The sequence below is a fragment of the Paragemmobacter amnigenus genome (assembly GCF_009908265.2).
In the GTDB taxonomy this organism is placed as follows: domain Bacteria; phylum Pseudomonadota; class Alphaproteobacteria; order Rhodobacterales; family Rhodobacteraceae; genus Paragemmobacter; species Paragemmobacter amnigenus.
This window is the reverse complement of sequence record NZ_JAAATX020000004.1, coordinates 267,552-279,768: the sequence shown is the minus strand read 5'-3', so window position 1 is coordinate 279,768 and position 12,217 is coordinate 267,552. Positions and strand designations below refer to the sequence as shown.

Genomic DNA, 12,217 nt, shown 5'->3' with positions numbered 1-12,217 from the left:
TTGTCACGCGCCTTTCGGTTCGACGAACATGCGGCCGCGCATTTCCATGTGCAGCGCGTGGCAGAACCACTGGCAGTAGTACCAGTAGACGCCCGCCGCCGCCGCCGTGAAGGTGATGGAGGAGGTCTGCTGCGGCCCGATTTCCATCGCGACGCCATGGTTGCCCATGGTGAAGCCGTGGGTCAGGTCGTCGATGTCGTCGAGGTTGGTGATGATGACCGTCACCTCGTCGCCTTCCTTCACGGTGAAGGACTCCAGCGCGAAGTTCGGCGCCTGCGAGGTCATGTAGACGCGCACCTTGGTCGGATCGTCCTTGTCACGGATGACCATGTCCTGCCAGTCGTCCAGATCGACGCCGTCCGCTTCGGCCTGCGCGCGGGTTTCGGCCCACATCGCATCCTTGCGGTCCCAGACCGACTTGATCCCCGTCAGCTTGGACGCATGGACGGCGATGGCGTCATGCGGTTCGGCGAAGTTGGGGCCGTCATGGATCACCACCATCCTGTCGCCCGAGATGTCGATGAGCTGGTCATTCTCGGGCTTCAGGGGGCCGACGTTCAGGAAGCGGTCCTTCGAGAATTTGCACAGGCAGACCAGCCATTTGCCGTCGGCATCCAGCGTTTCGCCCATGGACGTCTTCAGGTGGCCGGGTTGGTACTGCACGTCCACTTTATCAAGGATCGGGTCCACCGCTTCGCCGTTATAGGCGGCGATGGCCTTTTCGATGTTCCACTTCACCACCTGGCTGTCGAGGAAGAGCGAGGTGAAGGCATTGCCCTGCCCGTCAAAGGCCGTGTGCAGCGGGCCGAGGCCCAGTTCCGGTTCGGCCACCACGACCGAGCGCGGGTCGGCGTCCGAGGCGAAGATGGTGTCCAGCTTCGTGACGTCGATCACCGTGACGGTGGGCGACAGCTTGCCCCCAATGCAGAGGTGTTTTTTGTCCGGCGCCATGTTGCAGCCGTGGGGGTTGTTGGCGATCGGGATGTAGCGGGTGTAGTCCTTGTTCTGGCCCTTGCGCCCGTCGATCACCTTGACGCCGTTGACTTCCTCATAGTCGCCCTCGGCGATGGCGCGTTCGATGGCGGCGATGTTGAAGACCACGACATGGTCCATCTCGGACGCCGTCATGTCGGTCAGCGTCATGCCCATTTCCGAGTTGTAGGAGGTGGAGAAGGCCCATTTCCCCTCATAGTCCGCGTCGCAATTGTCGAGGTTGCCGGACACCAGCACCTGCCATGCCACGTCCCACTTGTCGGCATCGACGGCGGTGAAGACGTTCACATAGGTCGACACGTCCTGCATCGTGGAGCCGTCATTGTTCAGCGGCGCCTCATCCTCGCCGTTGCAGAAGACGTAGTTGGTGCGCGGCCATTTCTGCGGGCGCATCCCGTGGATGCCCTTGGCATTGGGGATTTCGAGGATGGCGTCGCATTTCATCACGTCGCCGCGCACGCGGGCGACGCGGGTGTTGGCCTTGTCGTTCATGAACAGGAAGCGGCCGTCATAGCGCCCCTCGGTCATGGACATGTGGACATGGTGCAGGTCGCCGTTGTCGTGGATCTTCTTGCCGTTGGCGGCGAGGATCTTCTTCGTCTTGTCGGTCATCGTGCGCTGGTGGATGCGGATGGATTCATTCGTCTCGCCCCAGCCGGTGGCGGAGCAGCGGTTGAACACCGGCACGCGCATCAGTTCGCGCATGGAGGGGATGCCGAGGATGCGCATCTCGCCCGTCTGGCCCGAGGACCAGAAGCCGTAATATTCATCGAGCTGGCCTGGGGCGACGTTGAAGCTGCCCTCGGCGGCGCGGGCGGCGCCCGCGGTGGCAAGGCCGAGGCCCGCCGCGCCGGTTCCCAGTGCAAGGCGCCCGCCGAAGGCGCCCGCGACCGCGGCACCGCCTGCGGTGGCCCCCAGAAGGCCGCGACGGGAGATGCCGGTTTTCTGTCCCTCAGACATGATCTGTCCTTTCTCAGTTGGTGACAGGTTTCGCATTCGGATGGCCCGCAAGGTTGCGGGGAACATCCATGGTTCCGACCTGCGCGCGCCGCTTCATCTTCCGGATGACGACGGGGCAGGTGGTTTCGGACTGGTAGAGCACCTGGCAGTGCAGGCAGTTGATGCACTCGTTCGGATTGATCTCTCCGGTCGGGTGGATCGCCTGCACGGGGCATTGGTTGGCGCAGGTTTGGCAGGGGTTGCCGCAGTCGTGATACCGCTTCAGCCAGTCGAACATCCGCAGGCGGGCGGGGATGGCGAGTGCCGCCCCCAGCGGGCAGAGGTAGCGGCAGTAGAAGCGTTCGACGAAGAGCCCCGCGATCAGCAGCGCGGCGGCATAGGCCACGAAGGGCCATGCGCGGACGAATTTCAGGATGATGGCAGTCTTGAAGGGTTCCACCTCGGCCAGATGTTCGGCCTGTTCGATGCTCATCAGGCTGACGCCGAAGAGGCCGAGGAAGATCATGTATTTGATTGGCCACAGGCGTTCGTGCAGGCCCCATGGCAGGGTCCATTGCGGGATGTGCAGCTTGCGGGCGATCTGGTTGGTCAGTTCCTGCAGCGCGCCGAAGGGGCAGAGCCAGCCGCAATAGGCCCCGCGCCCCCAGAACAGCAGCGCGGCGGCGACGGCGAACCACAGGATGAAGGTCAGCGGGTCCAGAAGGAAGGCCTGCCACGAGAAGCCGGACACCAGCGCGCCGAACAGCGCCATGAGGTTGACGACGGACAGTTGCGCATTGGCATACCAGCCCAGATAGACCAGCGTCACCGTCAGGAAGGCCATGCGGAACCAGTAGAAGGCGCGTTCGTGGCGGGTGGCGAAGCCCTGGAAGAAGAAGGTGGCGGTCAGGATCAGGAGCATTCCGCCCAGCACCGCAATCTCGACCGAGGAGGCGGCCCAGATCTTCTTCCACAGGTCGGCCTGCGCCGCGCCCTCGTCGCGGGTGGCGGTGGCCTCGGCCGCTTCGGGTACGGGGGCGGGGGCTATGGCGCGCAGGTAGCGGGCAGGAAGCTGGTAGCCCAGATCGAAGGTGGTGAAGACCTTTTCGACCGGTCCCACGGCGCGCTGCACCAGCAATTGCAGGCGGAAGGGTTTGGCCGGGTCGAAGCCGGTATCGGCGGGGATGCGGAAGAGGTCGGCCTCGGTCACGGCGGGGGCACCCTCGGCGGCGATGGGGCCAAGCCTGCGGTGCATCTTGTCGCGGAAGCGGACCGAGATGTCGTCCTGGACCAGAACGATGCGGTCGAAGATCCCGCCGCGCACGTAACCCGACCCCTTGAAGGAATAGAGCCCCCGCCCCGTCACCATCAGCGCATGGTCACCCGGTTGCAGCCAGTCTGCGACATTCGCCGCCTCGGCCTCGCCCAGCAGTCCACGGGCGATGGCGGGGACGGAGACCAGCGCGGCCTGCATTTCGATGAAGGTCGTTTCGGGCGGTTCGGTCAGCGCCCGTGCGGTCGCGCGCGGATCACCCAGCGCGGCGAAGGCGGTGTTGACCTGTCCGACATCCAGCGCAAGTCGGCGCAGGGTGCCGTCGCCTTCGGCTTCGGGCCAGTCGGCAGGGGCGGGGGCATCGGGCGCCAGTTCGAACCGCGGCCCCGTGGACGTGGTATCGGCGGCAAGCCCGCCCAGCCCCAGCGCGCGGGCGACTTTCAGGCCCGAGCGGATGATCGAATCGTCGATCACCATGACGGTCACGGTCGCACCCGAGATGATGTCGACCTCATGGGACGTGCCGCCGGACTGTGCCTCGGCCACCAGATCGAGGCCGACATAGGCAGCGGCCATCGCCTTGACCTTCGTGTCGGGAATCCCGATCAGGACGATGGGTTCGGAATGTTTGACCAGCTGGACGCCGATGACGCGCGCATCCGCGTCGATGGCAACGGCCGTGTGGATCGGCTTTCCGGAATAGCCCGTGGTGCCCACGAAATCCGACGTGATGAAGGCCCAGCCGAGCGTCTGCCCGTCCTTGAGAACCGGTGCGACGGGCAGATCGTCGCGCGGTGCGCCAAACCCGTCGGCCCCGGGCACGAGGGTGCCGGCATCGATATCGGCAATCAGATCGGCCAGCACCGGCGCGGCGGCGGCAGGTGACGCCGCCCAGAGAAGCAGCGCAAGCAAAGCCGTGATCAATCTGGGAATCATTCGTGGTGTCCATACATCTTGACGGCTCAATCCCACGGCGGCGCGAGTCGTTCCTTGATTGAAATCAACTCAAGGGACGGGGTCGGGATTTTCCGTCACGGATTGGAAATGCCTTTGATAAATGGACGCGAGAGTTAGATAAAAATATAATAAAAACAATAATATGAATTATGACGCCGAGTTTTCGGGTCGCTGCGTTCAAAGCGGGTTATCACAATCTCTGGCGACGATGCGGCGCTTTGAATTGATAAATATCAATCAAATGTGCTAAACTTGCCGTGCACCCAAACGGAGAATGTCATGCGTCCGTCCGACCTGCCGGAGATTCGGCATCTGCCACTCTTTCGCGACATGTTGCAGGCGAATTTCGAGCAGCTGATGCAGGGTGCCTATGCCCAGAGCTTTCCCGAAGGGCTGATGCTGATCCGGCAGGGGGATCCTGCGGACTTTCTGCATATCGTGGTCGAGGGGATGGTGGAGCTGTTCGCCGAGTGGAAGGGACGCTCGGCGAGCATGACGGTGGTGCAGCCGGTGGGAACCTTCATTCTGGCCGCTTGCATCCGGGATGCGCCGTATCTGATGTCGGCCCGCACGCTCGAGCGGTCGCGCATCATCATGATCCCCGCTTCGGATCTTCGGGCGGTGTTCCGGCGGGATGTCGAATTCGCCGTGTCGACCATCAACGAACTGGCGACGTGCTACCGCGCCGTTGTGCGCCACGCCAAAGGGTTGAAGCTTCGCGACTCGCGCGAGCGGGTCGCTGCCTATCTGCTCAAGCGCGCCGCGCAGGCGGGGCAGGCGGAATTCGATCTTGGCATCGAAAAGCGTGTCATTGCCTCGATGCTGGGCATGACGCCAGAGAACCTGTCGCGCGCGCTGAAGTCGCTGGCAGAGGACGGGGTACGGGTGCAGGGACAGCGCGTCACCCTGTGGGACAGGGCCCGCCTGCTGCCCGTCGCGCAGCCTGATCCCCTGCTGGACGGCCCGGGCTGACGGCGGCGGGAATCGGTGGCCCTGCGAGGTCAAGGCACCTTTGCCCGCCATTTTGCGAGTGCATCGCAATATACTTGAAATTAATTCGCATTGTCGGCTATAGTCCAAGGATTAAAGGGTCGCACTGCGCCCTTTGCTGATTCTTGCCCGGGCGCGGATGCGCTTTGCGGGACAATGGTACCAGCTTTCATCGGACTTTGGTCTGATGGAGGCTCATACCTATTTCACAACCCTGTCGGACCGTCGGCCTTTGTTCCGGCCCAGTCAAACGGTGATCATGAGCTATCCGAAAGGGCAGGTTCCACCTGTCCGTCCGTCACGGCTAGCACAGGGACAACCGCAATGGTCACGCTGAACCTCAACGACCTCGCCCATATTCTGGAACAGATCCGTATCGCAGAGCAGCACACGGCGCTGATCAATGAATGGATCGCCCGCGAATCCTCGTTGCCCGAGGCGGAAAGGACGCCCCTGGTTGAAATCCAGCGGCAGACGATGGAGCAGCTGATCTCCAGCCCGCTGGTGCCCTATGGCCTGCGGACCGTGACGGGCGAACTGAACAACTACCAGCCCGGCTATGTGTTCAACGGGACGTCGGATCAGGCGATGGTGCGGCTGTTGCAGCCGTTCTACATGGATGCCGAAGCCAGCCCGCGGACCGGCGAGGGTACCAGCTATGCCCAGTTGTCCGGCTCTGTCTACGACAGCGAACCGCGGACGGTGTCTAACCTCGTCGCGGACCAGTCGCTCTACAATCCGGCGGCGATCTCGGCGGCGCTGGCCATCAACGGGGTGATCGGTGCGGCGAACCTGACCGCGACACAGGAGATCTATACTGCGGTCAAGGCCGCGCTGGCCGAAGCTGGCATCGTCGGCCTGCCGACCGACAGCGAGATGAAGGCCATCCTGACCGCAGGTGGATTGCCGCCCGCCGACCTGTCTGCCGAACCCACCGCGGCCCAGAATTTGGTCGTGACGCTGGCCGCGAACGATATCCAGCTGGACGGCGTGAATGTCGCGCTGGGCAACGTTGCGGCCGACCTTGGCGATACTGCCCCTTACAACAGCTTCTTCACCATCTTCGGCCAGTTCTTCGACCATGGGCTTGACCTGACCTCGAAAGGGGAAGCAGCAGGCACGGTGTTCATTCCGCTGCAACCGGATGACCCGCTGTATGTCGCGGGCAGCCATACGAATTTCATGGTTCTGACCCGTGCAACCAATGTCTCGGTCCTGCCCGGGGCTGACGGGCAGTTGGGCACGTCGGACGACATCCGCGACAATACCAACCAGACCACGCCGTGGATCGACCTGAACCAGCTTTACACCTCCAACCCGTCGCATCAGGTCTTTCTGCGCGAATTCGTGACGGGTCCGGACGGGACGCCGGTCGTGACCGGCCGCATGCTGGAAGGGCAGAAGGACGGCGCGCCGACATGGGCCGATGTCAAGGCGCAGGCGCAGAATGTGCTGGGCATCCAGCTTTCGGACATGAACGTCCATTCGGTGCCCGCCCTGCTGACCGACCTTTATGGCAACTTCGTTCCCGGTCCGAACGGGTTTCCGCAGGTCATCCTGACGCTGACCTTCGACGTTCCCGGCGCCACGGAGCCGGTGCAGGCCGTGATCGTGCGCGAGGGTTTTGTCATCCGCGACGCGGACAACAAGGTGATCGACAGCTTCGATCCGTCGGATGTGACGCTGGAAAGCCTGCCTACCGGCATCGTTCCTGCCGGCGCGATCGGCGTGACGGCGGATTATGCCTCGGCCGGACGGGCCTTCCTGAACGATATCGCGCATGACGCGACACCCAATGCGAACGCCACCGCCGATGCGGATGCCGAGATCAGCGCACCCGGTTCGCAGTCGGCGGACGCGCGCGGAAACCTGACCACCTATGACAACGAACTGCTGGACCGCCACTTCATCGTGGGCGACGGGCGCGGGAACGAGAACATCGCGCTGACGGCGATCCACACGATCTTCCATAGCGAGCACAACCGCCAGATCGAGGCCGTCAAGACGTCGCTGATTGCTGGCGCGACCACGCCGGAAGGTCTGCGGCTGCTGAACGAATTTCTTGTGGTCGATGTCGAGGCGGCGCCTGCGACGGGTGCCACGCTGGTCTGGGACGGCGCGCGCCTGTTCCAGACCGCCCGCTTCTCGACCGAGATGGTCTACCAGCACCTTGTGTTCGAGGAATTCGTCCGCTCCATCGCGCCGCAGATCGACCCCTTCGTCTTCTCGAACTCGGTCGAAATTCCGGTGGGCATCAGCCAGGAATTCGCGCAGGTCGTCTACCGCTTCGGCCATTCGATGCTGAATGAGACGGTCGACATGTTCGGCCTGACCCAGGCGGCGGGCGCGTTGGGCATCGACAAGATGGACCTGTTCGACGCCTTCCTGAACCCTGTCGCCTTCGAGGCGCAGGGGGTCGACGCCCATGACGCGGCGGGGGCGATCCTGCTGGGCATGACCCGCCAGCATGGCAACGAGATCGACGAATTCCTGACGACCGCATTGCGGAACAACCTTGTCGGCCTGCCGCTGGACCTTGCCGCGCTGAACATCGCGCGGGCCCGTGAAACGGGTATCCCCTCGTTGAACGAGGCGCGGTCGCAGTTCTTTGAACAGACCGGCAATACCTATGTGAAGCCTTACGAAAGCTGGACCGACTTCGCGGCGAACATCAAGAACCCGATGTCGGTCATCAACTTCATCGCGGCTTACGGCACGCATCCCACCATCCTTGCCGCCACCACGATGGACGCCAAGCGCGATGCAGCCATCAAGCTGGTTCTGGGGGGTGAGGATGCACCGGCGGACCGGATCGACTTCCTGAACGCGAAGGGTGACTATGCCGGCGGCAAGCTTGGCGGTCTGAACGATGTGGACTTCTGGATCGGCGGTCTGGCCGAGGCGAAGATGCCGTTCGGGGGGATGCTGGGGTCGACCTTCACCTTCGTCTTCGAGGCGCAGATGGAGGCGCTGCAGAACGGCGACCGGTTCTATTACCTGTCGCGGACGCAGGGTATGAACCTGCTGACGGAACTGGAAAGCGACAGTTTCGCCGACCTGATCCGTCGCAACACCTCGATTGAACATGACGGACTGGCGATCAACGGCGCGGCTTTCCAGACGGCAGACTGGGTGCTGCAGGTCAACAAGGCCAAGCAGTGGAACGAAGGTATCGGCGACGCCGATCCAACGCGCGAGGCGGATGTGCTGTCCGCGATGCTGGGCAATGACAAACTGGTCGAGCGGGGCGCGAACTACCTGAAGTATCTGGGCGGCGAGCATGTCGTGATCGGTGGCACCAATGCGGCGGATACGATCATCGGCGGAGCCGGTGATGACGGTCTGTGGGGCGAGGATGGCGACGACGTGATCGAGGGCGGCTTCGGCGTGGATCACATCCATGGCGGCGACGGGTCCGACATCATCACCGACAGCGGCACCGACGTCGGCGCGGCGGATGTGCTCAAGGGGCAGGGCGGCGATGACATGATCAACGGGGGTATGGGTCTTGACCTGATCTTCGGTGGTGACGGGCGCGACGTGCTGGCTGGCGGCGACGAGGCCAAGGATGTCTTCGGCGGACAGGGCGACGACTTCATCCGTGCAGCCTCGGGCGGCGGCGGGATATATTACGGCAACGAAGGCAACGACTGGATGGAAGGTCAGGGGAACATGAACACCCTGACCGGCGACAACTCGGAGCTGTTCTTCAACAGCCGCATCATCGGCCATGACGTGATGCTGGCGGGCGAGAACGACACCGATTTCGACGCGGAATCGGGCGATGACATCATGGTCCAGGGCATCGGGATCAACCGCAACAACGGCATGGCCGGTTTTGACTGGGTGACCTACAAGGGCGCGGATTACGTCGTGGATGCCGACATGAATGTCAGCATCTTCGTCAACCAGCAGAACAACATCCTGCGCGACCGCTTCGACCTTGTCGAAGGTCTGTCGGGCTGGAAAGGCGATGACAAGCTGACGGGGCGCGAGGTTCCGGTCGGCGCCTATGACCCGAACTTCAACGCGGCGCAGACGACGCCCACCTCGCCCATCGAGAGCTTCTCGAACGTCCTGCTGAAGAAGAACCTTCACCTCGTGGACGGGCTTTCTGACCTGGTTGCCCATCTGGACGAGTTCCAGGTGTTCAACCCAGCCGATCTGGACGACGCGGGCAATGTGGTGAACCCGAACCCGATCACCGAAGTCGGGATCATGGATACATCCGACGGTTCCGACATCCTGCTGGGTGGCGGCGGGTCCGACGTGATCAAGGGCATGTCGGGCAATGACATCATCGACGGCGACAAGTGGCTGAACGTCCGGATCGAGGTGCTGGACGCTTTTGGCAACGCCTTTGCGACGACGGATGGTCTGACCAAGCAGGTCGTGTCGCTGGTGACGGGTCCGGTGATCTATCTGGGCCAGAAGTTCCAGACCGTGGCGGGACAGCCGCTGTTTGGCGGCATGACGCTGGAGCAGGCGCTGTTTGCCCGCAAGGTGAAGGCCGCGGATCTGAACGTGGTGCGCGAAATCCTTGACGGCGACGCGCAGGACACGGGCGAGGACGTGGCGGTCTACTGGGACGTGATGGGGAACTATACCATCACCAACAACGGCGACGGCAGCTTTACGGTCACGCACGACAACCAGGCCGTCGGTCCCGTGGACCCGGCCACGGGCCGCGCCCTGCGGAACGAAGGCAGCGACCGGCTGACCAATATCGAAGTGCTGCGATTTGCCGACATGGATCTGCGGATCCAGAATTCGGCACCGCAGGGCGGGCCTGTGATCAGCGACACCACACCGACCGAAACGCAGACGCTCACCGCCAATCTCGACACGCTCGTGGATGGCAACGGGTTCAGCAACGGGCCGATGTTGTTCCAGTGGCAGATGTCCACGGATGCCGGGGCGACATGGACCGACATCGGCGGGGCCACTGGCGAAACCTTCACACCCACACAGGCGCAGGTGGGCAGCATCCTGCGTGTCGAGATCTCCTATGTCGACGGGATGGGCTACACCGAGACCGTGGCTTCGGCCCAGACGGATGTGGTGGGAGACTTCTTCTTCTCGCCGGCCGATTTCTCGGGGAACACCCGCAACGGCACTGCCGGGGCCGACTCCCTGACCGATCTGACCGGAAACAACACGTTCAACGGTCTTGCTGGGGATGACACGATCACGGGCGGAATTGGACAGGACACGGTCAATGGTGGCGATGGCAATGATCTGATCTCCACCGGCGCGGGCGCCGATCTGGTGAATGGCGGGGCCGGCAATGATGTGATCTCCACCGGCGCGGATGCCGATTTGGTGAATGGCGGGGCCGGCAATGATGTGATCACGGGCGGCACCGGCAATGATGTCCTGAACGGGGGCGAAGGTGACGATACCTTCACCTACAGCATAGCCAATCCCGGCCTGTTCGGTATCACCACCACGGACGGTCGCGACCGTATCGACGGCGGTACCGAGACCGGTGTCGGCGACACCTTTGTGCTGAACGGCAACAACACGTCGGAGACTTTCACGATCTTCACGCGGGCTGCCTTCTTTGCCGCAAACCCGCTGCTTGCACAGACCGCAATTGCGGCGTCGACGGAAATTGTCATCACCCGCAATGGCACCAACAATACCTCGGTCATAGCAGAACTGCGCGAAATCGAGGAGATTGTGATCAACAGCAACGCGCAGTTGACCGCCAATAACGGGGATGGGGTGCTGAACGGCGGGTTGATCGCAGGTGACACGATCAACATTCAGGGGAACTTCACCGGAACCAGCCTGAATTACTCGACCATCACGATCAACGGCGATGCGGGTGACGATACGGTCGACATCTCGGCGCTGGAATCGGCGCACCGGATCGTGTTCCGCACCAAGGGCGGCAATGACGTGATCGTGGGCAGCTTGCGCGCGCAGGACGTGATCGAGGTGCCCGCAGGGTCCGATCCGGCCAGCTACGCGGCCGAGGCCAACGGCGACGGCACCGTCACCCTGTCGAACGGCAGCCATTCCGTCACCTTCACCGGATCGCTCGACGACCTGCCGGTACTGGTCAGCGACAGCGGGGCCGATGACGGCGCAGATGACGGGGCCGATACGGGCGAGGAGGAGGATCCCGACGACGACAACGGCAATGACGGGACCGAGGAAGAGACCGAGGGCGAGGGCAGCGGCACGGGTTCGGGCAGCGGCAGCGGCTCTGGCTCTGGCACGGGCGGCGGCACCGTCACGCCTCCGCCGGTGGTCGAGGGTGTGGTGCTGATGCCGGGCTCCACCGCGGGCGTCATGGTCGGCGATGCGGGCGATGATGTGGTGGTCGGCGGCGAACAGGGCGATGCCCTGCTCGGCAAGGGCGGCGCGGATATCCTCCTGGGCAATGGCGGCAATGATGTGGGCGTCGGCGGCAGCGGTGGCGACACCGTCGAAGGCGGCGCGGGCCGCGATGTCCTGTTGGGCGGAGAGGGCGACGATCTCTTCATCGCGCAATCCGGCGACGGGGCCGACATGATCTTCGGCGGGGCCGGGTCCGACACGCTGGACCTGTCGGCACTGACTGAGGGGGCAACGGTCGATCTGGGGGCCTATACGCCCATCGGCACGGTCCGCACCGGCGGCGTCACCGACCATCTGGTGGGCGTCGAGAACGTGATTGGCAGCACCGGCGCGGATGTGATCAAGGCCTCGCTCGGGATCAACGTGATGACGGGCGCGGATGGCGATGACATCTTCGTCTTCGTCTCGGCCGGGACGGCGGATGGCGATGTGATCACCGACTTCCGTCCGGGCGACCGGATCGACCTGTCGGGGATCGACGCGGTCACCGGCACGGCGGGTAACCAGGCCTTCACGCTGGCCGGTCAGGGCACCACGGCGGCGGGCAGCCTCGTGATCCGCGAGATCGCCACCGAACATGGCACCGACACGCTGATCGAGGGCTTCACCGACGCGGATGAGGAGGCCGACTTCACCATCACCCTCCGCGGGGCCCATAACCTCGACGGGTCGTCGTTCAACTTCTGATCCAGTCCGCCCCGGCCCGTCATGGGCCGG

Annotated in this window: 4 protein-coding genes; 2 read left to right on the top strand and 2 right to left on the bottom strand. The window is 63.6% G+C overall.

Going from position 1 to position 12,217, the window contains the following annotated elements; translation table 11 throughout:
• Window positions 1-3: 3 nt before the first annotated feature.
• Together nosZ and GU927_RS07385 are read right to left on the bottom strand one after the other, a co-directional pair.
• The gene (gene nosZ / locus GU927_RS07390; protein WP_161761711.1) at window positions 4-1,953 is read right to left on the bottom strand and encodes a TAT-dependent nitrous-oxide reductase; all 1,950 of its coding nucleotides are present in this window, start codon (window positions 1,951-1,953) and stop codon (window positions 4-6) included.
• A gap of 13 nt (window positions 1,954-1,966) precedes the next feature.
• Window positions 1,967-4,141 carry a NosR/NirI family protein gene (locus tag GU927_RS07385; RefSeq protein WP_161761710.1) on the bottom strand — a complete coding sequence of 725 codons (2,175 nt, stop codon included), beginning with the start codon at window positions 4,139-4,141 and terminating at the stop codon, window positions 1,967-1,969.
• Between the two features lie 300 nt (window positions 4,142-4,441).
• On the opposite strand from GU927_RS07385, the gene GU927_RS07380 reads away from it, so the two are divergent.
• Both GU927_RS07380 and GU927_RS07375 read left to right on the top strand, forming a co-directional pair.
• Complete coding sequence (locus tag GU927_RS07380; RefSeq protein ID WP_161761709.1) at window positions 4,442-5,134, top strand: cyclic nucleotide-binding domain-containing protein; 693 nt, start codon at window positions 4,442-4,444, stop codon at window positions 5,132-5,134.
• Window positions 5,135-5,476: 342 nt separating this feature from the next.
• Entirely contained in the window at window positions 5,477-12,187 is a 6,711-nt protein-coding gene (locus GU927_RS07375) for a peroxidase family protein (RefSeq protein WP_161761708.1), read from the top strand.
• Window positions 12,188-12,217 lie beyond the last annotated feature (30 nt).

Bases quoted from the DNA above. Each gene is read 5' to 3' on its own strand.
- GU927_RS07385 (WP_161761710.1), bottom strand. From the start codon at position 4,141: ATGATTCCCAGATTGATCACGGCTTTGCTTGCGCTGCTTCTCTGGGCG.
- nosZ (WP_161761711.1), bottom strand. From the start codon at position 1,953: ATGTCTGAGGGACAGAAAACCGGCATCTCCCGTCGCGGCCTTCTGGGG.
- GU927_RS07375 (WP_161761708.1), top strand. From the start codon at position 5,477: ATGGTCACGCTGAACCTCAACGACCTCGCCCATATTCTGGAACAGATC.
- GU927_RS07380 (WP_161761709.1), top strand. From the start codon at position 4,442: ATGCGTCCGTCCGACCTGCCGGAGATTCGGCATCTGCCACTCTTTCGC.